25 protein-coding genes are annotated in these 23,611 nt (G+C 47.5%); 3 read left to right on the top strand and 22 right to left on the bottom strand.

The genetic code is table 11. The annotated features are described in order from the left end of the window. Positions 1-3 precede the first annotated feature (3 nt). The gene (locus HNQ47_RS06425) at positions 4-741 is read left to right on the top strand and encodes an alpha/beta hydrolase (RefSeq protein ID WP_183328575.1); all 738 of its coding nucleotides are present in this window, start codon (positions 4-6) and stop codon (positions 739-741) included. 12 nt (positions 742-753) lie between these two features. Continuing rightward, the gene (locus tag HNQ47_RS06420) at positions 754-1,836 is read left to right on the top strand and encodes a metallophosphoesterase (RefSeq protein ID WP_183328574.1); all 1,083 of its coding nucleotides are present in this window, start codon (positions 754-756) and stop codon (positions 1,834-1,836) included. Here HNQ47_RS06420 and HNQ47_RS06415 read toward each other — a convergent pair. The 15 genes from HNQ47_RS06415 to gmk all read right to left on the bottom strand — a co-directional run bounded on the left by HNQ47_RS06415 (position 1,806) and on the right by gmk (position 16,197). Continuing rightward, on the bottom strand, positions 1,806-2,840 hold the full coding sequence (locus HNQ47_RS06415) for a threonine aldolase family protein (RefSeq protein ID WP_183328573.1): 1,035 nt from the start codon (positions 2,838-2,840) through the stop codon (positions 1,806-1,808). The genes HNQ47_RS06420 and HNQ47_RS06415 overlap by 31 nt on opposite strands. Positions 2,841-2,970: 130 nt before the next feature. Continuing rightward, positions 2,971-4,320: a butyryl-CoA:acetate CoA-transferase gene (locus HNQ47_RS06410; RefSeq protein WP_183328572.1), complete on the bottom strand. Its 1,350-nt coding sequence runs from the start codon at positions 4,318-4,320 to the stop codon at positions 2,971-2,973. Positions 4,321-4,331: 11 nt separating this feature from the next. Further along, the gene (locus HNQ47_RS06405; RefSeq protein WP_183328571.1) at positions 4,332-5,111 is read right to left on the bottom strand and encodes an enoyl-CoA hydratase-related protein; all 780 of its coding nucleotides are present in this window, start codon (positions 5,109-5,111) and stop codon (positions 4,332-4,334) included. Positions 5,112-5,174: 63 nt separating this feature from the next. Next, complete coding sequence (locus HNQ47_RS06400) at positions 5,175-6,011, bottom strand: 3-hydroxyacyl-CoA dehydrogenase family protein (protein WP_183328570.1); 837 nt, start codon at positions 6,009-6,011, stop codon at positions 5,175-5,177. 21 nt (positions 6,012-6,032) lie between these two features. Further along, complete coding sequence (locus tag HNQ47_RS06395) at positions 6,033-7,061, bottom strand: electron transfer flavoprotein subunit alpha/FixB family protein (RefSeq protein ID WP_183328569.1); 1,029 nt, start codon at positions 7,059-7,061, stop codon at positions 6,033-6,035. Positions 7,062-7,071: 10 nt separating this feature from the next. After that, positions 7,072-7,869, bottom strand: coding sequence for an electron transfer flavoprotein subunit beta/FixA family protein (locus HNQ47_RS06390; RefSeq protein ID WP_183328568.1), 798 nt, complete (start codon positions 7,867-7,869; stop codon positions 7,072-7,074). A 20-nt stretch (positions 7,870-7,889) separates the two neighbouring features. After that, positions 7,890-9,029, bottom strand: coding sequence for an acyl-CoA dehydrogenase (locus tag HNQ47_RS06385; protein ID WP_183328567.1), 1,140 nt, complete (start codon positions 9,027-9,029; stop codon positions 7,890-7,892). A gap of 225 nt (positions 9,030-9,254) precedes the next feature. Then, on the bottom strand, positions 9,255-10,478 hold the full coding sequence (locus tag HNQ47_RS06380; RefSeq protein WP_183328566.1) for a thiolase family protein: 1,224 nt from the start codon (positions 10,476-10,478) through the stop codon (positions 9,255-9,257). Between the two features lie 156 nt (positions 10,479-10,634). Then, positions 10,635-10,982 carry a 30S ribosome-binding factor RbfA gene (gene rbfA / locus HNQ47_RS06375; protein ID WP_183328565.1) on the bottom strand — a complete coding sequence of 116 codons (348 nt, stop codon included), beginning with the start codon at positions 10,980-10,982 and terminating at the stop codon, positions 10,635-10,637. Between the two features lies 1 nt (position 10,983). Beyond that, positions 10,984-12,885, bottom strand: a complete 1,902-nt coding sequence (gene infB / locus HNQ47_RS06370) for a translation initiation factor IF-2 (protein ID WP_183328564.1) — start codon at positions 12,883-12,885, stop codon at positions 10,984-10,986. Between the two features lie 10 nt (positions 12,886-12,895). After that, on the bottom strand, positions 12,896-13,183 hold the full coding sequence (locus tag HNQ47_RS06365) for a L7Ae/L30e/S12e/Gadd45 family ribosomal protein (protein ID WP_183328563.1): 288 nt from the start codon (positions 13,181-13,183) through the stop codon (positions 12,896-12,898). Further along, positions 13,176-13,433 carry an RNase P modulator RnpM gene (gene rnpM, locus HNQ47_RS06360; RefSeq protein ID WP_183328562.1) on the bottom strand — a complete coding sequence of 86 codons (258 nt, stop codon included), beginning with the start codon at positions 13,431-13,433 and terminating at the stop codon, positions 13,176-13,178. The genes HNQ47_RS06365 and rnpM overlap by 8 nt, the downstream gene beginning before the upstream one ends. Before the next feature lie 8 nt (positions 13,434-13,441). Next, positions 13,442-15,058, bottom strand: a complete 1,617-nt coding sequence (nusA, locus tag HNQ47_RS06355; protein WP_183328561.1) for a transcription termination factor NusA — start codon at positions 15,056-15,058, stop codon at positions 13,442-13,444. Positions 15,059-15,068: 10 nt separating this feature from the next. Beyond that, positions 15,069-15,524 (bottom strand): ribosome maturation factor RimP, encoded by a 456-nt coding sequence (locus tag HNQ47_RS06350; RefSeq protein WP_246346087.1) that lies wholly within the window; start codon positions 15,522-15,524, stop codon positions 15,069-15,071. A 94-nt stretch (positions 15,525-15,618) separates the two neighbouring features. After that, a complete protein-coding gene (gene gmk, locus HNQ47_RS06345) occupies positions 15,619-16,197 on the bottom strand; it encodes a guanylate kinase (RefSeq protein WP_183328559.1) in 579 nt (192 codons plus the stop codon). Between the two features lie 91 nt (positions 16,198-16,288). Here gmk and HNQ47_RS06340 point away from each other — a divergent pair, with 91 nt between their 5' ends. Further along, a complete protein-coding gene (locus HNQ47_RS06340) occupies positions 16,289-17,923 on the top strand; it encodes an Rqc2 family fibronectin-binding protein (protein WP_183328558.1) in 1,635 nt (544 codons plus the stop codon). Positions 17,924-17,972: 49 nt separating this feature from the next. Here the strand turns inward: HNQ47_RS06340 and HNQ47_RS06335 are convergent, their stop codons facing one another. The 7 genes from HNQ47_RS06335 to HNQ47_RS06305 form a co-directional block, all read right to left on the bottom strand. After that, the gene (locus HNQ47_RS06335) at positions 17,973-20,129 is read right to left on the bottom strand and encodes an LPXTG cell wall anchor domain-containing protein (protein WP_183328557.1); all 2,157 of its coding nucleotides are present in this window, start codon (positions 20,127-20,129) and stop codon (positions 17,973-17,975) included. Positions 20,130-20,233: 104 nt separating this feature from the next. After that, a complete protein-coding gene (locus HNQ47_RS06330; protein ID WP_183328556.1) occupies positions 20,234-20,539 on the bottom strand; it encodes a (Fe-S)-binding protein in 306 nt (101 codons plus the stop codon). Beyond that, a complete protein-coding gene (locus HNQ47_RS06325; protein WP_183328555.1) occupies positions 20,539-20,718 on the bottom strand; it encodes a hypothetical protein in 180 nt (59 codons plus the stop codon). Before HNQ47_RS06325 ends, HNQ47_RS06330 begins: the two co-directional genes overlap by 1 nt. Beyond that, positions 20,718-21,296, bottom strand: coding sequence for an electron transport complex protein RnfA (locus tag HNQ47_RS06320; protein ID WP_183328554.1), 579 nt, complete (start codon positions 21,294-21,296; stop codon positions 20,718-20,720). Before HNQ47_RS06320 ends, HNQ47_RS06325 begins: the two co-directional genes overlap by 1 nt. A 1-nt stretch (position 21,297) precedes the next feature. Continuing rightward, a complete protein-coding gene (gene rsxE, locus HNQ47_RS06315; protein ID WP_183328553.1) occupies positions 21,298-21,951 on the bottom strand; it encodes an electron transport complex subunit RsxE in 654 nt (217 codons plus the stop codon). Positions 21,952-21,953: 2 nt separating this feature from the next. After that, positions 21,954-22,472 carry an RnfABCDGE type electron transport complex subunit G gene (locus tag HNQ47_RS06310; RefSeq protein WP_183328552.1) on the bottom strand — a complete coding sequence of 173 codons (519 nt, stop codon included), beginning with the start codon at positions 22,470-22,472 and terminating at the stop codon, positions 21,954-21,956. Continuing rightward, complete coding sequence (locus tag HNQ47_RS06305) at positions 22,469-23,608, bottom strand: RnfABCDGE type electron transport complex subunit D (protein WP_183328551.1); 1,140 nt, start codon at positions 23,606-23,608, stop codon at positions 22,469-22,471. The genes HNQ47_RS06310 and HNQ47_RS06305 overlap by 4 nt, the downstream gene beginning before the upstream one ends. Between the last annotated feature and the right edge of the window lie 3 nt (positions 23,609-23,611).

Below are 23,611 nucleotides of genomic sequence, written 5' to 3'. Positions count from 1 at the left end.
TATATGCCGCCCTTTGATGAAGAGCGGCGTATCCATTTATATCTGCCGGATGACTGGCGGGAAGCCGGCCGCTGTTATCCGGTGCTCTATATGTTCGACGGCCACAATTTATTTGAAGACAGCGAAGCCACCTACGGCACATCCTGGCATCTGGCTGATACGATCCAAAAAATGCACAAGGAATTGATCGTCGTCGGACAGGAATGCAGCCATGTCGGAGATAACCGCATCAGTGAATACAGTCCGTTTGATTTTGAAGAAGCCGTTTTTAAAAAAGAACCTGTGAAAGGACAAGGCGATCGGACGATGCAGTTTTTCGTCCAGACGCTGAAGCCTTATATTGATGCGCATTATCCGACGCTTCGCGACCGTCGTTTTACATGGATCGGCGGATCCAGCTGCGGCGGTACGATGGCTTACTTTGCGGGCATACGGCACAGTGCCGTCTTTTCCAAAGCGGTCTGTGTTTCACCGTTCATTGCCCCGATGTATGAGCAGTTCCTGCAGCTCACCAAAGAGACAGTGATCAGCCCGGATACCGCGTTCTATCTGTCCTGGGGCGCCAAGGAGAACGGCGATCATCTTTTTGTCTACGAGACCAAAATGTGTACGGAGCTGGCCAATCGGCTGATCGAGAAAAACTTTCCGGTGTATTTTAATGTCAAACCCTCAGGCCGTCATTGTGAAGCAGACTGGAGCCTGGAAGTGCCGGAAATTCTGAAATTCTTATTTCATCGATAACAGGAGGAACCCATGAACCGAAATGTCGTCATCCGATCGCTTGATGCCCATGCCGGCCGAACGATCATCATCAGTGATATTCACGCTAACTTAAAAGCTTACCATGCGCTGCTGAAAAAGGTCGGCTACCGTCCGCAGATCGATCGTTTGATCATCGACGGCGATTTCCTTGAAAAAGGCCATGATAATCTCGCGATCCTGCATGAGCTGATGCGTCAGAGCCAGACCGAAGATGTTCACTGCATCATGGGAAACTGTGATTTTGTCTGCAAGAACGCCTTGTATTCCTATCGCCTGACTTTTCTGCGCAAGATCCTGCTGATGCGGCCGGGTTCGGTCTTAAATGAAATGGGCGCCGAGCTGGGCCTGAAGATCAAGCCGGATACCGACATGGCGGTTTTTTGTCAGACCATCCGCCGGCATTTTCTTGCGGAACTGGCATTTGTCAATGATCTGCCGCATGTCATCGAAACGCCGGATACGATCATTGCGCACAGTGCGATCCAATCACCGGATCACTATGGAGATGATTTTCGGGAAGTCATCAATCATTCATTTTATTTACGGGAGGATCTTCCCCGTTTTGAGAAACGGGTCGTGGTCGGCCATATGCCGGTAACAGAATACTGCCGGCGGATCGCCTCCTTCAATCCCATTTACGATGCCAGCAGGAACATCTACTCGATCGACGGCGGCAACGTGGTCAAATCCAGCGGTCAGCTCAACGCACTGATCCTGGAGGGCAATCGGGTTTCCTATGCATCCTGGGATGACCTGCCGGAAACCACGGTGCTTGAAGATGTCCCGGCACAAACCGTGCTGCCGTTTTTCGTCAATTGGAATGAAGGCCATGTAACGATCCGGAAATGTGAAGGCCGCCAGCTGTATGTGTACAATGAGCATTTAAATCGTTCATTTTGGGTCGATGAAGCTTTCTACCGTGATCATAAGGTATCCGAATACACCAACTATCAGATGCCATTAAAAAAAGGAGAACACGTCAAAATCGTGTTCCCCTATGGAGATCAGGTTCAAATCAAGAAAAACGGTATCCTAGGCTGGACTTATACCAGTTCACTGGCCTTCTTTAAATAAGTGCACAATTGATCGACTTCTTCCTGCGTGGTGCTCCAGCTGGTCACCAGTCGGATGATCAGCATATCATCGCGTTTTTCCCACACATCAAAATCGACATACTCTGCCAGATACTCAAACTGTTCTTTGGTCAGTACCGGGAATACAAGATTCGTTTCACTGCGGATCAGCAGCGAGTAGCCGTTGTCATGCAGGAAACTCTGGATCTGCTGCGCCAGTTCAATTTCATGTGCCGCATTCTTATAGAATGCATCGTTTTCAAACAAAGCACGGAACTGAACGCCCAGCAGCCAGCCGCGGGCGATCAGAGCAGCAGACTGCCGCAGCACATAACGGAAATTCGGCTTCAGTTCCGGATTGGATACAATGACCGCCTCGCCGAACAAAGCACCGGCTTTGGTGCCGCCGATACTGAACATATCACACCATTTCGGTAAGTCATTCAGCGTGTAATCCACACCGGACATCAAGACCGTGTTCATGCGGTCGCCGTCCATGATCAAATACAATCCCAGTTCCTGACATTTCGCATGCAGCGCTTCCAGCTCTTCGCGCTTATAAACCGTACCCAGTTCAGTACAGTTCGAAATATACACCATTTTCGGCAGAACACATTTTTCTGAGTCGATCATATGGCTTTCGTACGTTTTCTGTACTTCATCCGGTGTGATCTTGCCGTCGTGATTTGGTACGATAATAACTTTATGTCCGGTCGCTTCGATCGCGCCGGTCTCATGACGGACAATATGACCGGTATCCGGCGCAATGACCGCCTCATAGCTTTTCAGTGCACAGCGGATCATCACGATGTTCGCTTGCGTTCCTTCCTGCACAAAATATATATCTACATCGTTATCCGGCATCTTCGAATGAATGACCTCTTTGGCTTTTTCGCACTGTTCATCCAATCCGTAGCCAGTATGAACGATATTGTTGTTATTCTTGATTTCTTCCAGAATTTCGGGAATACAGCCTGCTCCGTAATCATTTCGAAAGTTTAGCATATTCATCCCTCCGCTGTTATTTTATCATTGAATCTAGTGATACGGGGAAAAAATTCGAAAAATTCTTTGATCCTTGCTTTTTTCCATGATCGATCAGAAAAAGAAAACGCTTCCCGAAGGAAGCGTATTTTTAAAATTCAAAATGATTGTTGTGTGTCTTCCAGATCTGCATCTTTTCCGCCTGCTCAACCAACTGCTGACGGAAGTCAGGATGTGCGATCGAGATCAATGCCTCGGCACGCTGCCATGTGTTCAATCCTTTCAGATTGACCAGGCCATATTCGGTTACCACATAGTGTGTATTCGGCCGCGTATCCGTTACGGCAGATCCCGGCTTCAGCGTCGGAACGATCCGAGAGAATGTCTCTCCTTGGTGGTTCGTATACGTTGACGAGCAGCAGATAAAGCTCTTGCCGCCTTTGGATAAGTAAGCACCCATGACAAAGTCCTGCTGACCGCCGGCACCGCTGATTTGACGGGTTCCGGATGATTCAGCACTGACCTGTCCGTATAGATCCACATCCACGGTGTTATTGATGGAGATGAAGTTGTCCAGCTGGGCGATCACGCGCACATCATTGGTGTAATCGACCGGTGCCGACATGCATTCCGGATTGTCATTCAAGTAATCGTACAGTTTCTTGGTTCCGGCACCGAAGGCATAAACCTGACGTCCTTTATCCAGGCTTTTATTCATGCCGTCGATCTTGCCGGCCTTCGCCATATCGACATACGCATCCACATACATCTCGGTATGGACACCTAAGTGCTTTAAGTCACTGCGTGCGATCAGCGAACCGACCGCATTCGGCATACCGCCGATTCCTAGCTGCAGGCAGGCACCGTCCGGAATTTCATTGACGATCAGCTCGGCAACCTTTTGATCCACTTCGGTCGCACCGCCGCTCGGCAATTCCGGGATCGGTGTATTGGTCGATTCAACGATATAGTCGACTTGGGAAATGTGGATTCCGGTACGGAATCCGCCCAGGCAGCGCGGCATGTTCTCGTTGACTTCGACAACGACTTTCTTCGCTTTATCACACAGATCGGCTAAATGCGAAGCACTTGGTCCAAAACTGAAATAGCCAAAGTTATCCATCGGTGAAACAACCAGATAAGCGACATCACCCGGCTCGACGTTTTCACGATAGTAACGCGGCAGTTCGGAATAACGGGCCGGCGCATAGAAACCAAAGCCGGCTTTGACCGTCGCCCGTTCAACACCTGTCATATGCCAGGAGTTCCAAGTCATATGTTCCGCAGCATTTTCGACATCGAAGATGGCCGGACGCGTCAGCAGAATGCCGCCCCGGAATTTTACATCTTCCAATTTCGGCAGGCGTTTCGCGACCTCAATATCGATATCATGCGGCGTACCGCTGCACCATCCATAGTCGACCCAATCGCCGCTGTGGATCAATTCAGCGGCCTGTGCAGCCGTAATTTTTTTATTCTCATATTCGGAACGATAATCCATGATCTGCGCCCCTATTTGTTTTTAAATTCCTTATCTTTTACACGGTTGACGAAGCATTCCATACCATATGTCTGATCTTCGGTCGCGAAGCAGTCAGCAAAGTTCTTGACTTCATTTGCAACACCGTCATCGATGTTCATCTGCAGACCATCGTTGATCGATTTCTTCGACTGAGCAACCGCGATCGGTGCATTCTTCGCAATGGTATTGGCCAGTTTCATGACTGCCGGCATTAATTCTTCTTTCGCTACGACCTTATTGACCAGACCGATCTCCAATGCTTTATCGGCCTTGATGTTGCGTGCCGTGTAGATCATTTCCTTCGCAATACCCGTCGGCACCAAACGTGCTAAACGCTGCGTACCGCCGAAGCCTGGTGTGATTCCCAAACCAACTTCCGGCTGTCCGAATACCGCATTTTCACTGGCAATACGAATATCACAGCACATTGCTAACTCACAGCCGCCGCCTAACGCAAAACCGTTGACCGCTGCGATGACCGGACAGTGCAGTTGTTCGATCTGACGGAAGATCTTATTTCCGTATGCACTGTATTCTGCTGCTTCTTCTACGCTCTTGTCTTTCATTTCGACAATATCGGCACCGGCCACAAAGCTCTTCTCACCGGCTCCGGTGATCACTGCGACATAAGTGTCTTTGTCTTCTGCGACCTGATTCACAACTTTTTCCAGGTCCTGCAGAACTTCCGTTGCCAAAGCGTTCAATGCTTTCGGGCGGTTGATGGTGATGATGGATACATGTCCTTGTTTTTCAAATAATACGTTTTCCATGATTGTATTCCTTTCTAAAAAAGAAGTGGAAACAATGGCGTTCCACTTCTTGAATTCCGGCAATTAGTTATATTTATAGAATCCTTCGCCGGTCTTGCGGCCCAATTTACCAGCACGTACCATTTTCTTCAGCAGCGTGCACGGACGATATTTCGAGTCGCCGGTTTCTGTGTACAGAACTTCCATTACGTCCAATACGATATCCAAGCCGATCAAGTCAGCCAATGCCAACGGTCCCATCGGATGGTTTGCGCCTAACTTCATAGCGGTATCGATATCTTCAGCACTGGCAACGCCCTCCTGCAGAACGAAGATGCCTTCGTTGATCATCGGCACCAGGATACGGTTTACCACAAAGCCCGGGGCTTCGTTGACCTGTACCGGCGTTTTGCCGATTTGTTTCGACAGTTCGATGACTGCATCATTGGTTGCGTCTGCAGTATTCTCACCGCGGATGACTTCGATCAGTTTCATGCGGTCAGCCGGGTTGAAGAAGTGCATACCGATGACTTCATGTTTGATTCCGTTTGCGATCTCCGTGATCGACAGGCTGGATGTATTCGTGCAGAAGATCGTCGAATCTTTGCAGATGTCATCCAACTGTTTGAACAGATCCTGTTTAACGGATACTTGTTCCAGAACGGCTTCGACGATGTAATCTGCATCAGCCAAGTCAGCATATTCGCCGGCTTTTAAGTTGCCTTTTACTTCGTCCGCAAAGCTTTGTTCTACTTTTCCGCGCGATACCAGTTTGTCCAGTTTCGCACCGATCTTGTTGATTCCGTTCTGCGCCCATTCTAATTTGATATCGCAGACGGTTACCTGGTTTCCGGCGCTGGCGAAAGACTGGGCAATGCCCTGTCCCATCGTTCCGGCACCTACGACACCGATCTTACTCATAGTGTATTTTGCCTCCTTTTTTTACTCAGATTTTGCTGCCTTGATGGATTCTACCAACAGCGGCAGAACTTTATTGACATCACCGACGAATCCCATGTTGGAAATCGAGAAGATTTCTGCCTGCGGGTCACGGTTGATGGAAATGATCATATCGGATTTATCCATACCTGCACAGTGCTGAACGGCTCCGGAGATACCGCATGCTAAGTACAGCGAAGGACGAACCGTCTTACCAGTCTGTCCGACCTGACGGTCTTTATCCATATATCCGTCTTCGACAACGGCACGGCTGCAGCAAACAACGCCGCCTAATTCATCGGCAACCTGCTGAACCAGATCCAGGCAGCCTTCTGCACCACGGCCGGCACCAACCAAGATGTCTGCTTTCGTGATGTCGACATCACCTTTGACTTTTTCGATGACTTTTTCAACGAATACTTCCGGTTCTGTTGTTGTCCAAGTCGGTTTAAATTCTTCTACTTCACCCGTGCGGCTTTCGTCAACCGGTGCCAGTTCGAATACTTTCGGACGGATGGTTGCCATCTGCGGGCGCGTATTCTTACATACGATCGTACCGAATAAGTTACCGCCGAAAGTCGGACGGGTAACATCCAGCAGAGCGACACCGTTGGCCGCTTCTTCCTGATCCACTTCGATCTTTGTAGCATCGGCAGTCAGACCTGCATTGATGCGGGCTGCAACACGCGGTGCTAAATCACGTCCTAACGGTGTTGCACCTGTCAGGAATGAATCTGGTTTATATTTGTTGATCAACTGAGTCAATGCATCTGCATAGAACTGTGTGGAGTAATCTTTCAGCAGTTCATCATCTACAACGATAACTTTATCTGCACCGTGTGCGATGACTTCCTGTGCTTTATCTTTGATACCGTTGCCCAGCAGTACGCCGACAACTTTGTATCCCATAGCCGGAATCGTAGCGACCAGCTTGCGGGCTTCGCTGATCAGTTCATATCCGACTTCGGCGATGTTTCCGTTTTCTTGTTCTACGAAAACATAAATGTCTTTATATTCTTCAAATTTAGCCATTTTTATCCTCCTACTTCGTAATGATTTGTTTCTCTTTCAGAGTCTTCGCAATCATATCTGCGGTTTCCTGCTCAGATAACGTGAAAGTTTCAGTCTTATCACTGACATCCTTTGTGAATGTACGTTTTACGGAAGTCGGAGATCCGGCCAATCCGATCAAAGACGGATCCATATTCAAGTCGCCGTTGGTCAGAACCTGAACTTTATCTTCTTTCTGCAGATCAACGATGTCGTTGCAGTTCATGTAACGCGGTTTATATACGCTGTCGGACAAGAACGTCAATAAGCACGGCAATTTAACAGTAACAACTTGTTCTACATCTTCTAAGGATTTTTTAACGGTGATCTGGTCTTCTTTAACGTCCAGGATCTCGTCAACGTAAGTAACCTGCGGAACACCTAAACGTTCTGCGGTCTGCGGTCCGACCTGCGCCGTATCACCATCGATTGCCTGACGGCCGGCGAATACAATGTCATAACCAACTTTATTGATGGCATCAGCCAAGGTACGGCTGGTTGCACATGTATCGGCACCGGCGAATGCACGGTCGGTGATCAATACACCCTTGTCAGCACCGCGGGCGATGCCTTCCTCCAGCATACCTTTTGCTTTCGGAATACCCATTGTCATAACCGTAATTTCGGTATCCGGGTTTTTATCTTTGATTTGTAAAGCAGCTTCCAAACCTGCCATATCATCCGGGTTCGTGATGCTTGGAACGCCTTCACGAATCAATGTTCCGGTCTTCTTATCAACACTGATCTCAGTTGAATCCGGTACTTGTTTTTCAAGAACGATGATTTTCATATCTGTTTTCCACCCTTTCCTTATCGCAACATAGATCCTGAAATGACCATACGTTGTACTTCGGATGTACCTTCGTAGATTTCAGTAATCTTCGCATCTCTGAACATTCTTTCAACTGGCATATCACGGGTATAACCATAACCGCCTAACAGCTGAATTGCTTTTGTGGTGACTTCCATTGCGGTTTCGGAAGCGATCAATTTTGCTTCGGCAGCTAATACAGTATGTGATTCACCGTTTTCTTTGGCCATAGCAGCACGGTAAACCATCAAACGGGCTGCATCAACTTTTGTCTGCATCGTAGCCAGCTGGAACTGTGTGTTCTGGAAACGGGCGATCGGACGGCCGAACTGTTTACGCTGTTTAACGTATACAACGGCTTCATCAATGGCACCCTGTGCAATTCCCACTGCCTGTGCGGCGATACCGATACGGCCGCCGTCCAAGGTCATCATGGCGATCTTGAAACCTTTTCCTTCCTGGCCTAATAAGTTTTCCTTCGGGATCTTCACGTTGTTAAAGATCAACTCACGGGTAGCCGATCCGCGGATACCTAATTTCTTTTCATGCAGACCGAAAGTAAATCCTTCCCAGCCTTTTTCAACGATAAATGCGGAAATTCCGTGGTTTCCTTTGGATTTATCCGTCATGGCAAAGATGATATAAACATCTGCTTCACCGGCGTTGGTGATGAAGATCTTCGTACCATTCAGGATGTAGTTTTCACCGTCAAAAACAGCAGTCGTCTGCTGTCCGGCAGCATCGGTACCGGCATTCGGCTCTGTCAGACCGAAAGCGGCAATTTTCTTTCCGGTCGTCAGATCCGGCAGATATTTTTCTTTCTGTTCCGGCGTACCGAACTTAGCGATCGGCCAAGTACCCAAAGACGTATGCGCACTTAAAACCGTTCCGGTCGTTGCACAAACCTTGGAAATCTCTTCGACTGCCAGGATATAGCTCAGATAATCTGCACCTGCACCGCCGTATTCACGCGGGAAAGGGATTCCCAGCATTTTTGCCTGACGCATGACTTCAACGTTTTCCTTCGGAAAGCGTTCTTGTTCATCGACATCGGCAGCATTGTCCTTTACTTCATTCTGCGCGACTTCTCTGAACAACTTCTGCATCATTTTTTGTTGTTCTGTTAAATTGAAATCCATAAATTGAAGTTCTCCTTTCCATATTATTAACTTCAAGTTATTGCATGAAAACAGAATGATTCCATACAATTTAAATTATACAAAGAGAATCTGACCTCGTCAATGACTTTGTGAAATTATTTACAAGTGGTGAAAAGAACGCGTTTTTTCACAAGTTCATATTTTCACAAATGTATAAATGAAAAAAGGAAGCAGGCAATTTTGTCTGTCTTCCCCTTTCGATTGTTAGATTTCTCTTGTCCAGAGCGATGCCATGGAAGGTCCGCCGCCGACGCACAGCGATGCACAGCCGATCTTCGCATCCTGGCGCTGCATTTCATACAGCAGCGTGACAATGATACGCAGAGCAGAGCATCCAACCGGGTGACCCAGAGAAATACCGGAACCGTTCAAGTTAGTCTTGTTACGGTCAACGATATAGCCGTGGTCTTCTTTCAGCTTGCGTTCGCAGCCGATAAACTGTGCTGCAAAGGCTTCGTTGATTTCCCAGTAATCGACGTCTTCGAATTTCACACCGGCAGCATCCAAGCACTTCGGAATGGATACAGCAGGGCCAAGACCCATAACGCTTGCATCAACGCCCTTGCCGCAGATGTACAGCATCTTTGCCATCGGCTTGATGCCTAATTCTTCAGCTTTTTCTTTTGACATAATGATCACTGCTGCAGCGGCATCATTGATACCGGAAGCGTTGGCAGCGGTCGTTACACCATCTTTATTAAATACAGTTCTTAACTTGGAAATGGTTTCTAAGTTGCAGTCCGGAATGATGTGCTCATCGGTTTCATGAACGACGTCACCTTTACGAGTGTGCTCAACGACCGGAATGATCTCGTCTTTGAATTTGCCTTCAGCAGTTGCTTTGGCAGCACGGCTGTGGGACATTACTGCAAGTTCATCGCATTCTTCACGGGTAATGTTGTATAATTTCGCAACATTATCTGCTGTGGAACCCATATGTCCGCCGCTTAATTCATCGTACAATGCATCATGCAGCAGCGAATCGTACATTTCTGCTGCACCGGCTTGAGGGATGCTTCCCATCCGATAACCCATACGAGCTTTCGGCAGCAGGAACGGTGCCTGTGTCATGTTTTCTGTACCGATGACCAGACCGATCTCTGTTTTGCCTAACTGAACATCGTTGCATGCGATTTCCAAGGCACGCATACCAGATGCACAGTTCTGGTTGACGTTGACTGCGTTGCTGGTTTCGTCCATACCGATGCGCATCGATACCTGACGAGCCGGCAAAGAACCTTGCATACCGGTGTAAACTTCACCCATAACGATCTCATCGACTTGTTTCGGATCGATACCGGCACGTTTGATGGCTTCTTTTCCGACCGTAATTGCTAAATCACGAGCCGATACATTTTTAAATTCCCCTAAGAATTTACCAATGGCTGTACGGCAGGCACTAACAATTACAACTTCTTTTGTTTCCATGTTTTTACCTCCAATATTTACGGATATACCATATCATGAAAATATAAGGTTGTCAAAAATTTCACAAATAATTTTTTATCTTTTTTTCTTTTAACCGCTTATTCAAGATAATATAAAAAAACGCATTTGCACACAACTGTACAAATGCGTATATTTCTACTTTTCCTGTTCGTCGATGTCATGCAGGATCTGATCGATCCGATTGCCCTGCTCCAGACTTTTATCCTGAATAAAGATCAATTCCGGCACTTTCCGGATGGTCAGCTTTTTTGCCAAATTGCTCCGGATATAACCTTTGGAAGAATTCAGGATCCGCAGACCGGCATCGTTTCGTTCCTGTTTGCCTAAAAACGACACATAAACTTTGGCCTGTGACAAGTCACGCGTACATTGGACATCGGTTACGGTCACAAATCCAAGTTTGGGATTTTTCATCTCAAACTGCAGAATATTGGATATCTCACGCTGCATGATCATGTCCAGGCGTTCTTGTTTTAAAGACATGTTACTCCTGTTCTACCTCTTGGTCCTCATAGGTTTCGATGATATCGTCAACTTTGATATCATTGAAATTCTCGATGGTCAGACCGCATTCGAAGCCGGACGTTACCTCTTTCACATCGTCCTGGAAACGTTTCAGCGAACCCAGTTTACCATCGTAGATCACGATACCATCGCGGATCACGCGGGCCTTGCAGTCGCGTTTGACCACACCATCCGTGACCATACAGCCGGCAATCGTTCCAATGCGGGAAACTTTGTACGTCTTGCGGACTTCTGCCTGACCAAGCGTAACTTCTTCGTAGACCGGCGCCAACATACCTTTCATGGCACTTTCCAATTCTTCCAATGCCTTGTAGATGATGTTGTGAAGACGGATCTCAACATGTTCTTCTTCGGCTTTCTTCCGGATCGCCGCGCTCGGGCGGATATTAAATCCGTAGATGATCGCATCAGAAGCACTCGCCAGCATGATATCCGATTCACTGATCGTACCGACCGTTGAACGGATGACATTGACACGGACATTCTCGACTTCCAGTTTTTCCATGGAAGCCTTCAGCGCTTCGGCAGAGCCCTGCACATCGGCTTTGATGACGACATTGATTTCCTTTACATCACCTTCGTCGATCTTGCGGGCCAGATCTTCCAGCGACATCGCACTTGAGGCATTGCGCTCTTTCAAGATCTGTTTTTCCAGACGCTGGGAAGCGATCGTCTGGGCTTTTTTATAGTCGGTATAGGTCATGAAGACATCTCCGGCACGCGGCACTTCGCTCAGACCGATGATCTCCACCGGCATGCTTGGTGTCGCTTTCTTGACTTCTTTGTGTTTATCATTGGTCATGCGGCGGATACGGCCGTAGCTGGTGCCGACCACGACGCTGTCCCCCGTATGCAGCGTACCGCGCTGTACGAGCAGCGTAGCAACCGGGCCGCGGCCTTTATCCAATTTTGCTTCGATCACTGTACCGCTGGCCAATGCATCTGGGTTGGCTTTCAGTTCCTGCATATCAGCTACTAATAGCATCGTTTCCAACAGATCGTTGACGCCTTCGCCGGTCTTCGCTGAGATGCGCTGAAAAATGGTATCGCCGCCCCATTCTTCCGGCATGATGCCTAATTCAGCCATTTCATTCATGACCCGATCCGGGTTGGCACCCGGTTTATCGATCTTGTTGACGGCCACGACGATCGGCACGCCGGCCGCTTTCGCATGGTCGACGGCTTCCTTGGTCTGCGGCATGACACCGTCATCAGCAGCAACTACAATAATAACAATATCGGTTACCTGTGCTCCGCGGGCACGCATCGCCGTAAAGGCTTCATGTCCCGGTGTATCCAGGAAAGTGACCTTTCGGCCGTGCAGTGATACCTGATAGGCACCAATGTGCTGCGTGATGCCGCCGAATTCATCCTCGATGACGTTCGTTTTCCGAATGGTATCCAGCAGTGTGGTCTTACCATGGTCAACATGGCCCATGATCGTAACGACCGGCGGACGCGGCTGCAGCTTGGATTCATCTTCTTCAATATTCTTTAACTGATCCTCGATATCATCTTCTTCGATGACCACTTCTTTATGGCATTCCACACCGAACTGTGCGCAAACCAATTCCACATCATCATCGCTCATGGTTGTGTTGATGGTGGACATATTTCCCAACATAAACAGGAACTTGATGATCTCAGAACTGTTTCGATGCATCAATTTAGCCAGCTGTCCGACCGTGATCGGCTGAGAATACGTGATTTCTGTTACTTTTTCTTCTTGTCTGCGCGGTGCCGCCTGCTGCTTATGACGGTTATTGCCGCGGTTGTTCCGATTGCGGTTGTTGCGGTTGTGGTTGTTGCGGTTGTGGTTGTTTTTACGTTTGTTACGTTGACGACTGTTGTTATATGCCATTCACACTCACCTATCCTTTCATTTCTTCTAAGATCGCTTGTGCAAATCCTTCGTCGAGGATCGCAAACGACTGTATTGATTTCTTACTGATCGCATCCCAATCCGCCAGTGTCAGACAGGGAATGTGATAAAATGCGCATTTGTCGTGCAGCTTTTTGGTCCGGTTTTTGCCGCAGAACGGCGACAGACAAACTAGTTTTGCCTGCCGGGTCTGGATCGACGGGATCAGACGGGATCCATAGCTGACCTTGCCGGCACGGAACGCAAGCTGACAGAGCGAAACAACTTTTTTATTCACTCACTAGCTCCATCAATTGATCATAGATCTCATCCGGCACGGGCTGGCCTAACGCACGGTCCAGAGCTTTATTTTTACGGGCCAGTTCAATGGTTTCTCTGCGCTTGGAAACATAAGCACCGTGGCCGTTTTTCTTGCCGGTCAGATCCACTTCAATGGTCTGCTCCGGTGTGCGGATCACCCGGATCAATTCTTTTTTCGGGAATCGTTCCTGGGTCACAACACATTTTCTCATCGGGACTTTACGCATAAAACCTCCTAGTCATCGTAGTAGGAATCAAATTCTTCGTAGTCGATATCATCATCCCAACGATCGTTCTCTTCATCTTCCGCCTCTTCGATCTCTTCCAGTTCTTCTTCGGAATAGATTGGTTTCATCTGCTCATCATAAGCAGGCTTCTTGACTTCGATCTCGACCTTAGCTGTTTCTTTTGGTTCAGATTTCTTTTTCGGTTTGGCAGCCGGCTGTTCGTTCGACTTATTCGAAGCATCCGCAAAATCTTCAAACTTGGAAGTGTACTCTTTGACATCGCTGGCTGATTTGTTTTTCCGCATTTCTTTTGCCAGTCGGGCTGCCTCTTCCATCTCATCCTGTTCTTTCTTTTCCTGTTCGTCTTCGAACATTGTCTTCACATTCCGATTCGGATTTTCCTCTTCGAATTCTTCTTCACCGTATGTGAAATCAACATCTTCGACATCCTGGATTTCCTGCGCTTCATTTTTCAGCGCGTCGATCTTTTCCTGCTGACGGTATGCCAGATCTTTTGCCTTTTTCTGCTCGTATTCTTCCTGCATTGCATCAGCCAACGCCATATAATCGATGCCTTGTTCTTCCATTTCGGAAACGGATTTGATATCGATCTTACGATTGGTCAGCTTCACAGCGAGGCGGGCATTTTTGCCTTTGCGGCCGATGGCCAGCGACAGCTGGTTATCCGGCACGACAACGATCAGTCCGCGTTCAACGTTTTCATTCGGGAAAACTGCAATGGTTTCAGCCGGACTCAGTGCATTCTTGATAAATTCACTGATGTTGTCGGACCATTCAAAGATATCGATCTTCTCCCCGTGCAGTTCTTCAATGATCTTCTGTACCCGCTGTCCCTTCGGACCGATGCAGGCGCCGATCGGATCGATGTTTTCATTGTGCGAATAGACCGCGATCTTGCAGCGTTCGCCCGGCTCACGGGCAATGGCTTTGATCTCGATCACACCTTGGTAAATTTCCGGCACGTCTTTTTCAAACAAACGGCGCACCAGCGTCGGCGTGCTGCGGGAGACAAGGACCTGGGCCCCTTTGCCTTCCTGGTTGACCTCTGTGATCACGACATTGATCATCTGCCCCTCGGTATAGGTTTCCGTCGGGATCTGCTGAGAACGCCGCAGCATAGCAGAGGCCTTGCCGATATTGACAATGACGAATTTATCTTCGACCGTTTCAATGCGGCCGGAGACCATCTCGTCAACCTTGTCGTGGTATTCTTCATAAATAATTTGTTTTTCCGCTTCACGGATCTTTTGTTTCATGACATTTTTTGCCAAAACAACTTCGACCCGGTCAAATTCAGAAATATCCGCTTCTTCTTCATCGATCATATCGCCGATCTGCGCATCCGGCTTGACTGCCTGCGCATCTGCCAGCGAGATCTCGAATTCATCATCGGTGACTTCTTCGACCACTTCAAGTTGCGGAATGACGTGGATATTGCCTTTATCGATTTCGACCCGCACATGGGCATCACTTAAGCCGACGTGTTTCTGATACGCTTTGGTCAAAGCGTCTTTCAACGCATTTTCTACAATTTCCGGCGACAACTGCCGATCTTCTTCAATGCCTAAAAATGCGGCTTTCAACTGTTCTACGTTAACTTTCACTTTTCTTCTCCTATATTCTGACCGCTGTCATGATGACAGAAATATTTGTTTTTTCAATTTCAATGGTTTTGGTTCGTGTCTTTACACGATAGGCAACGGTGACCGTATCATCGTTGGCTGCTTTTAGATCGCCGAATACGTGGTCCAGACCTTGCTTCGGGTCTTTGAGCTTCACATATATATATGAACCGATGGCCTGTTCGATTTGTTCATCGGTCTTCAGTTCCCGTTCGGCACCGGGCGAACAAACTTCCAGATTGTATTCTGAATCATTCCAGTCTTCTTCATCCAACATCTGACTGATGGCTTCAGAACAATCCGCGCAGGTATCCAGGTCCACCCCGCCGTCTTTATCGACGGATACGCGCAGCACGGGCGGTTTCTGGTTGGTCAGCCATTCCAGCTCGTACAAACGGCAGTTTTTGGATGCCAGGATCTCGCGAATTTTTTGTTTCAATTCATCCATTCGGTTTCTCCTTCCAAAATGAAGGAGTGGTTTTACCCACTCCTGTTGTTCGATACATGAAAAATCTATCATATTTCCAGGCCGGAATCAAGGCCTATTTGTTTTCTTCCAGCTCCATATGGCGCAGGATGATGGTTTCGATCAGCTCCGCTGCCAGTTTCGGATCATCGTTGCAGACAATATATTTATACTGCGCGATCATTTTCATCTCGTTGGCGGCTTTGGCCAAACGCTGCTGAATGATCTCTTCCGGCTCGCTGCGCCGGCCGCGGATCCGCGCTTCCAATTCTTCCATCGAAGGCGGAATGATGAAGATGCTGATGGCATCCGGGCACTTTTTCTGCACCTGGGTCGCGCCCTGCACTTCAATTTCAAGCAGAACGTTCTTGCCTTCATCACGAAGGCGCTCCACTTCTTTTAACGGTGTGCCATAATAGTTGCCGACAAACTCCGCATATTCAAGCAGTTCACCGTTCTTGACCCGATTTTGAAAGTCCTCTTTTGTCGTAAAATAATAATCTTTGCCGTCGACTTCGCCTGCACGCGGTTTACGTGTGGTCATGGAAATCGAATAAGCCAGACGGAGCCTTTCGTTCTTTTCAAAATATTTTCGAATCGTTCCTTTGCCGACGCCGCTGGGGCCGCTCAGGATGATCAATAGACCTCGTTTCATACTATTCTCCCTTTTTTTCTTATTTTACCTTTACGATATCATACTGTCAAAAGTTTATGGATTCTGATAAAATACCCTTCGAGGTGATTCTATGGCAATGGATGGATTACTGCTTTGCAACGTGACCAAAAAGCTGCAGGCTTTTTGCCCGTGCAAGCTCAATAAAATTCAAAATATCAGCGAAGAAGAGATCCTCTTCCAATTGCATACTCGAAACGGAAACCGAAAACTGGTGGTCAATGTTCACTCGAATATCAACCGTCTATATGTTGCCCAGCATGTAGAAGTCGGTCAGACGCGGCCGTCAAATTTTGTGATGGTGCTCCGCAAACAATGTGCCCAGGCAATCGTAGAATCCATTGCGCAGGCACACTTTGACCGGGTCTTATGCATGCAGCTTTCGACCCGCAATGAATTTGGGGATTACCGGCCGATGAAGCTCTACCTGGAACTGATGGGAAAATATGCGAACATGGTCCTGGTGGATGAAAACAATACGATCATTGATGCATTGAAACGCATCCCGGTTTATGAAAATTCCAAACGCTTTGTGCATCCGGGGGCAAAATACAGTCTGCCGGTCCAAAAAGAAAAGCAGGACCCGGAGCATGTAACACATCTAGATCCGGATCAAAGCCTGGTCGATCAGATCTACGGTTTTTCCCCGCTGCTTTCGCGTGAGTTCCAATATCGGATGGCAAATCATCAAAGCTATGCGGACTGTCTGAAGGAACTGCTGACTTCCGATACGCTCTATGTCTATCCGAAAGACTACCACTGCATCGAATTGACGCATCTTCATCAAGAAGCAAAAACGTATCCTTTGATGGAGGGACTGAATCACTTGTATGAAGATCGGGAAAACAAGGCCCGGATCAAGGAACAATGCGGCGATTTGATCCGCTTTGTCAGACAGGAAAAACGCAAAAGTGAAAAGAAACTGCCAAAGCTGGAAAACGCATTGGACAAGTCACGTGACTATCGAAAATATCAGGAATACGGTGATTTACTGTTTGCCTATATGGGACAGATCGAAAAAGCCCCAAAGATCACTCTGCCTTCTTTTAACGATGGGACCGATGTGATCATCCCGATCGATATGCGTTATGATATCAAGACCAACGCCAACAAATTCTATCAGAAATACCATAAGCTGAAACGCTCCCAGTCGGTCCTGCAGGAACAAATCGAACAATGTCATCGGGATATTGCCTACTTTACCCAGCTGGAGGAACAGCTTTTCCATGCGAATGTGGAGGATGCTGCCGAGATCCGTGAAGAATTGATCCAGAAACATATCTTGTTGCCAAAGAAGAAAATCGTACGCAGCCGCCGGAAAAAAAGACCGAATTTCCTGCGGCTTGAACTGGAAGATGCATCGATCTTCGTAGGCAAAAACAACATGCAGAACAGTTACATTACACATCAGCTGGCCCGCAAGAACGACCTTTGGTTCCATGTCAAAGATTATCACGGCGCCCATGTCCTGCTGAAATGTGAAACACCAGATGAACGTCTGATCCGGATGTGCGCCAATCTGGCAGCTTACTTTTCCAAAGGCAAGCAATCCAGCAGCGTACCGGTGGATTACTGTCCGGTCCGGCAGCTGAAGAAAGTCCCGGGAGCGCCGGCTGGATTTGTGACAATGAAATCGTATAAAACGATTTACATCGATCCAGATGAATCTCAAATTGAATCCTGGATCCAGCAATATGAAAAAAAATGAGAGCGAAGGCTCTCATTTTTCAATTACTCAAGATGATCATGAAGCATTTTTATTTATCTTTTTTCCGGCTGCGTAACACCAGGATCAGTACGATCAAGGCAATGCCCACGAGCACGAACCACAGTGTTTCATTCGTCTGTGTTCCGGTCTTTGATCGGTTGTTGGCCTTTTTTGCATTATCATAAGCCGAAGCATTGGATTTTTTCGAATTGATCAACGTAACGACCGTACTGTCTTTTGACTGGATCTTGTACTCTGTATACGTATTGTAAATCGTATGATCCGTATTCCATCCTGCACTTTCTGCGGCGGTAAGTGTGATCGGAACTGCTTCGTCAACGATCTGATAGCCATCCGGTGCTTTGGTTTCCTTAAAATACAGCGTCTGCGTCTGACCGTTGGACGGTAAATATTCAGATAGATCTTGCGTTGAGATTTCTGTTTTTCCGTTTGTTGCTTCATACGTGCGGATGGCTTTTGTACACTGCTTATCTTCATAAACTGTGAACGATGCCCCATCCAAAGGATCGCCCTTCGCATCGGTTTTCTTCAAAGTCAATTTATTGTGGATGAGATGATGCTCGCTATTCAGCCGATTGGTTACCTTCAGTCCCTCTTCGCTCTTTGTATATCCCTTTGGTGTATAATCGTTTTTCGCTTCATCGGTCTGTTTGACAAAGTACTGATAGGCCGAATTCTGGTCATCATTAACACGCTGGCTGCCAAAGTCGGCTGAAGTATCGCTGCCAGTGAGCTTGACGCTTGTGACATATTCAGGATCGGTCTGATTGGCGGAGGTCCGGTACAGCTGCAGATAAACGGTCGGATGCTCGCTGAAATCATCGATCCATTCGACTTCCGCTTTTACGCTTTGCGTGGATGTGTCAGCGGCTTGTTGAGTTTGTACTTTCTTGACCGAAGCAACTTTTTTGGTCTTCATTTTTAACGTGACCGTCTTCGCCTGCACTTTGCCGTTTTGTTTCTTAACAACGACTTTCTTCGTGAGGTAATCCGCTGATGTAACGTCGCTTGGTCCGGAGGTCTGACGAATTTCATACGTACCCGCCGTCACATGTTTCAGAACGATTTTTCCGTCTGCATCCGTTGTGCCTTCCGCATATTGCCCGTCATGATACCAATTGGTTTCTTCCTTGTTTGAACTGTCTAGTTTTGCGATCTGAAATGAAGCACCTTCAATTGGATCATTGGATCCTCGCACATATTGTATGGTCAAAGCATTGGTTTTCTGATCGGACAGCCATTGAGCGGCATCACTGCTGACGTTCACGTTGGCTGAAACAGTTTTCGTCTCTTCCGTGCCATTGATCGTTCGGGTTGTTTCGATCGAGTTTTTGATTTTATTATTCGATCCCAGTGCGTTGATCCATGTGCGGAATTGGATCGTCATTAAAACGGGCTCTTCTTCCTCATTTTTTAACGCATTGGATGGAATCTTTAACGTTATATTCTGTCCATCAGCTGTGATCGTGCCGCCGACTTGTTCCAGAGTGGTTTCGGTCGGTTCTTCCGCATCATCACAGGTATCGATCGATACGGACCGAACACGGTCATACGTAAGCGAATCCGGCAAAGCATCGGTGATCGTGACATTTCCGGAAACTAAATCTGTATAATTTTCATTCACACGCACGGACCAGTCGATATAAGGCTCTCCTGCGTCGGTCGTTCCTAATTTACCAGATATTCCCGCAAACGGATCTTCGTCATTGTTTGTCGTGTTTCCTTTTTGGATCTGGATCTCCGCTGTGTGATCACCAATATTGATCGTTCCTGTACCTTCTGAATTGGCTAATAACGCGATCCGGAAACTGCCGGTCACCGAATCCTCTTCGGATAAGTCGTTTTGAAAAGACATTTCAGCACCGTCGGACCGAACGGTCAATGTGCCGATTTCTTCCTTGTCATTGTTGAGCACCGAAATGGTATCATCTGCGCCAATCAGTGTATCGGACCAGGTGATTTCAAACATGTCGCCGGCCTGGATCTCTGAGCCTTCGCTTTTCTCAAATGACACTTTTATACTGAGATATTGGCCAGTCGTTACCTGCTGCGGCGCATCGATCTCAATGTTCAGATCGTCTTCGCTGAGAACTGTTTCGTCAGCCGATACAGCCGTACCTGGAATCAGCAGGACGGCTGCCAACAGGAAACTGACGGCATATTGTAGGATCTTATAACGCCTCATAAATAAATCTCCCTTCATACTTATACCCACTTAAATAGTATCGTATCCGCTTTGATTTTACAATTTCCGGTACAAAAAAAGTATCAGGATAAACCTGATACTCATTACGCTTTAATATCGACCGTCGATCCATCCGGACCCGGTGTATTTTTCAAGTAATCGATGATCTCGGCTTTTTGATCCGGCTTACTTGGTTTGCATAAGTAGTGATCCACTTCTCCGCTGACCATTGCTTCCGCAAAACCAGAGCATCCAGGATAGCCGCAGCCGCCGCAGTTATATCCCGGCAGCATGTTCGTGACTTTTTCAACACGCTCATCGACTTCTACTTTTAACTTTGAATCTGCGATTCCCAGACCGAATCCTAAGATCGCGCCCAGGATCAACATCATGATAATTGCTGCTGCCATTATTTCTCCTCCTTCAATTTTTTATCCCGCAGGCTGCAGCTCGTGATCTTGCAGCCTTCACAATCGGCTTTTAAATTTTCGCATCCTTTTGGCACCGGCGTTTTCTTATTCTGAATATAGAGGAAGATATAAATTCCTACCAGTGCGCCTAAAAACAGGATGCCGTAAACCAATGCCATTAAATGACTCCGGAGAAGGCGGAGAATGCCATAGCCATGATGGCAGCACAAACTAAGGCAATTGGATTTCCTTTAAAGAATTCCGGTACATCGGACAGATCCAGACGTTCGCGGATCGTCGAGAAAATGACCAGCACCAGTGCAAAACCTAACGGCGTACCGATGGAATACATCAACATGTGCGGGAAATCATATCCATTTGTGATATTCACAAGGCATACATTCAATACAACACAGTTGGTCGTGATCAACGGTAAATATACACCTAAAGATTTATACAAGCCCGGACTGGTTTTCTTGATAAACATTTCGGTCAGCTGGACCAAAGAAGCAATGACCAGAATGAAGGTGATCAGATCCATATAATCCAATCCCAGCGGAACCAGTACGAGGTAATGCAGTCCATATGTGACCAAGGCAGCGGCCACGATAACGAAGACCACGGCCATGCCCATGCCTACGGCAGACGAACGTTTGCGGGAAACACCCATGAACGGACACATACCGAGGAACTGCGCTAAGACAACGTTATTTACGATCATGCTGGTAAAGAGCAATCCGACTAATTCACCGAACATCTTACTTTACCTCCTTTGTTTCTGCTTTTTTTGCATCTCTGGCTTTATACCAGGCAACCCCGGCTGCCAAGATCGCAAAGGTCAGGAACGCACCAACTGAGGAGCTGAACATACTGATCGTAAAGTCATCCGGGATCAGCTGGAAACTAAACAAAACCTGATCTTCATTGAACATATTGGTGAACGTGATGCCGCCTGTCGAAAGGATCTCACGAATCGCCGACATGGAACATACCGCCAGTGTATAACCAAGGCCCATACCTAAACCATCCAATGCAGAATCCAGCGGTCCGTTATTGGCGGCAAATGCCTCCGCACGGCCCAGGATGATGCAGTTGACAACGATCAGCGGAATGAACACGCCTAAGCTGGTGTTCAGGGCCGGCGCATACGCTTCGATCAACATCTGGATGATCTCAACCAAAGAAGCGATGACCACAATGTATACCGGAATATGAATTTCATCCGGTGTGATATTGCGGATCAATGAAATGATCACGTTGGACATCACCAGGACACATATAACAGCGATTCCCATTCCGACCCCGTTATTGAGGCTGGTCGTAATGGCCAAGGTCGAACAAATACCGAGGAACAATGAGAATACCGGGTTTTCTTTTAATAATCCGTTTTTAAAACTTTGAAAACGATTCATCCTTATTCTCCTTTCAGCTCGTCAACATAGCCGCTGGCTTCGTTGATGCCTTCAGTGACGGCACTGGATGAAATGGTCGCACCGGAAATGGTATCCAATTTACCGGAAGCATCTTTTCCTTCCAGGCTGTTCTTGAAGTCATCATCCATGACCTTGCTGCCAAGACCTTTGGTATCACCGTTGGAAATTGCCAAATATTTATCGATCTTCTTCGTATCTTTATCAATAGATACCAGGAACACGGTTCCGTCTTTGTAGCCTGTTACACTCATTTTAAAGATCAAATAATTATCGTATTTGTACACCGTTTCGATCGTATCCGAATCAATGCCTTTGGTGCTGATTTTCTTGAAATCATTGATATTGGCATCCGGATACATTTCCTGCAGGGATTCACGTTCCTGCTTTGCATCATTTTCAGCAATGATCGGCGCTGTCAAATTATGGAAATACGACAAAGCACCGCCGGCAATCAAAGAAATGACCGCCAGGAAAATCGTTAAATGAAGGATCTTTTTCATAATTGGTCAACCTCCTTCACTTCTGCCTGCGGCACAGCCGCAGTTTCGCTCTTACCGATCTGCGTCGATGAATAGAATGCCAAAGCCAGTCCGATGATGGCCAGGCAGGCAAACATTTTCTTCGCTTTGGTCTGGATCTCCAATTGCTTGCCGTCCAATGCCGATTCGATCATCGGTGTGAACATGTTCATCAGAAGGATCGAATACAAGCAGCCTTCCGGCAGGTTGCCCGTCAAGCGGATCAATACCGTCAGGATACCGGCACCTAACGCAAAGATCGTACGGCCGGCCGGTGCGGTCGGTGATGTGACCGGATCGGTCAGCATAAAGAATGCGCCAAATACGGCACCGCCCAGCAGCAAGTGCAGGACCGGATACCATAAGAAGCCCGGAATACCGTGATACGACGGAATACCGGCCAAAATCGCCACGACCATGGTCATCACAAAGATCGTACCCAGATACACAACTGGTACACGCCAGTCAATGATCTTACGGACAATCAGGAAGATTCCTAAAATAACGATCGCCAGGGTGAATGTTTCTCCCAATGCGCCCGGATACGTTCCTAAGAACAAAGAGGACCAACCGCCGTACTGCGACAGGAACTGCGACAGTTCATCCGCGCTGGAAGGCATCCATCCTAAATTTGATGCGATCGTGGTGGTCGGCGTAGCCGATGTAACCAGATCCGTGGTCGCTCCGGCAAACGAGGCGAAGATAACGGCACGTCCGACAGCTGCCGGGTTGAACACATTGTGTCCGAATCCGCCGAACAGCATCTTTCCGAAAATGATGGCAAAGGCCGTGGCGATGACAACAGCATAAATACGCATCGTGATCGGCACCATCAACGTCAGGATAATTGCCGTGACCCATCCGAAGGAATTTTTAATTTCAGATTTCGGATCCCGTTTCCGGATCTTCGCAAACAAATATTCACAAATAAACGTTGTGACCAGTGAAGCAGCCAACATCGCTACCGCCTGCATCGCATAGTCTGCACCGTAGTTTGTTCCATAATAAATACAAGCCAAGACAAAGAGAACTAGTAAACAACAAGTTAACTCTTTCATGATTTCTTGTGTGGTCAGATTCCCTTTGATACTTGGACTGACATGAAATTTGAATTTCATTGT

Origin of the sequence: Catenisphaera adipataccumulans (assembly GCF_014202755.1) — a bacterium.
GTDB classification, from domain to species: Bacteria; Bacillota_I; Bacilli_A; order Erysipelotrichales; family Erysipelotrichaceae; genus Catenisphaera; species Catenisphaera adipataccumulans.
Note: the sequence above shows the minus strand (reverse complement) of the source record. Positions and strands in the feature narration are given on the sequence as shown.

What these genes read in the sequence shown, in the direction of transcription:
- HNQ47_RS06415 (WP_183328573.1), bottom strand. Translation starts at nt 2,840, where the DNA reads ATGCTAAACTTTCGAAATGATTACGGAGCAGGCTGTATTCCCGAAATT.
- HNQ47_RS06330 (WP_183328556.1), bottom strand. Translation starts at nt 20,539, where the DNA reads ATGGCAGCAGCAATTATCATGATGTTGATCCTGGGCGCGATCTTAGGA.
- rsxE (WP_183328553.1), bottom strand. Translation starts at nt 21,951, where the DNA reads ATGAATCGTTTTCAAAGTTTTAAAAACGGATTATTAAAAGAAAACCCG.
- rnpM (WP_183328562.1), bottom strand. Translation starts at nt 13,433, where the DNA reads ATGCGTAAAGTCCCGATGAGAAAATGTGTTGTGACCCAGGAACGATTC.
- gmk (WP_183328559.1), bottom strand. Translation starts at nt 16,197, where the DNA reads ATGAAACGAGGTCTATTGATCATCCTGAGCGGCCCCAGCGGCGTCGGC.
- HNQ47_RS06395 (WP_183328569.1), bottom strand. Translation starts at nt 7,061, where the DNA reads ATGGCTAAATTTGAAGAATATAAAGACATTTATGTTTTCGTAGAACAA.
- HNQ47_RS06425 (WP_183328575.1), top strand. Translation starts at nt 4, where the DNA reads ATGCCGCCCTTTGATGAAGAGCGGCGTATCCATTTATATCTGCCGGAT.
- HNQ47_RS06305 (WP_183328551.1), bottom strand. Translation starts at nt 23,608, where the DNA reads ATGAAATTCAAATTTCATGTCAGTCCAAGTATCAAAGGGAATCTGACC.
- HNQ47_RS06310 (WP_183328552.1), bottom strand. Translation starts at nt 22,472, where the DNA reads ATGAAAAAGATCCTTCATTTAACGATTTTCCTGGCGGTCATTTCTTTG.
- HNQ47_RS06350 (WP_246346087.1), bottom strand. Translation starts at nt 15,524, where the DNA reads ATGGATGAATTGAAACAAAAAATTCGCGAGATCCTGGCATCCAAAAAC.
- HNQ47_RS06390 (WP_183328568.1), bottom strand. Translation starts at nt 7,869, where the DNA reads ATGAAAATCATCGTTCTTGAAAAACAAGTACCGGATTCAACTGAGATC.
- HNQ47_RS06385 (WP_183328567.1), bottom strand. Translation starts at nt 9,029, where the DNA reads ATGGATTTCAATTTAACAGAACAACAAAAAATGATGCAGAAGTTGTTC.
- HNQ47_RS06380 (WP_183328566.1), bottom strand. Translation starts at nt 10,478, where the DNA reads ATGGAAACAAAAGAAGTTGTAATTGTTAGTGCCTGCCGTACAGCCATT.
- HNQ47_RS06320 (WP_183328554.1), bottom strand. Translation starts at nt 21,296, where the DNA reads ATGTTCGGTGAATTAGTCGGATTGCTCTTTACCAGCATGATCGTAAAT.
- HNQ47_RS06410 (WP_183328572.1), bottom strand. Translation starts at nt 4,320, where the DNA reads ATGGATTATCGTTCCGAATATGAGAATAAAAAAATTACGGCTGCACAG.
- rbfA (WP_183328565.1), bottom strand. Translation starts at nt 10,982, where the DNA reads ATGTCTTTAAAACAAGAACGCCTGGACATGATCATGCAGCGTGAGATA.
- HNQ47_RS06400 (WP_183328570.1), bottom strand. Translation starts at nt 6,011, where the DNA reads ATGAGTAAGATCGGTGTCGTAGGTGCCGGAACGATGGGACAGGGCATT.
- HNQ47_RS06420 (WP_183328574.1), top strand. Translation starts at nt 754, where the DNA reads ATGAACCGAAATGTCGTCATCCGATCGCTTGATGCCCATGCCGGCCGA.
- HNQ47_RS06405 (WP_183328571.1), bottom strand. Translation starts at nt 5,111, where the DNA reads ATGGAAAACGTATTATTTGAAAAACAAGGACATGTATCCATCATCACC.
- HNQ47_RS06335 (WP_183328557.1), bottom strand. Translation starts at nt 20,129, where the DNA reads ATGAGGCGTTATAAGATCCTACAATATGCCGTCAGTTTCCTGTTGGCA.
- infB (WP_183328564.1), bottom strand. Translation starts at nt 12,885, where the DNA reads ATGGCATATAACAACAGTCGTCAACGTAACAAACGTAAAAACAACCAC.
- HNQ47_RS06325 (WP_183328555.1), bottom strand. Translation starts at nt 20,718, where the DNA reads ATGGCATTGGTTTACGGCATCCTGTTTTTAGGCGCACTGGTAGGAATT.
- HNQ47_RS06340 (WP_183328558.1), top strand. Translation starts at nt 16,289, where the DNA reads ATGGCAATGGATGGATTACTGCTTTGCAACGTGACCAAAAAGCTGCAG.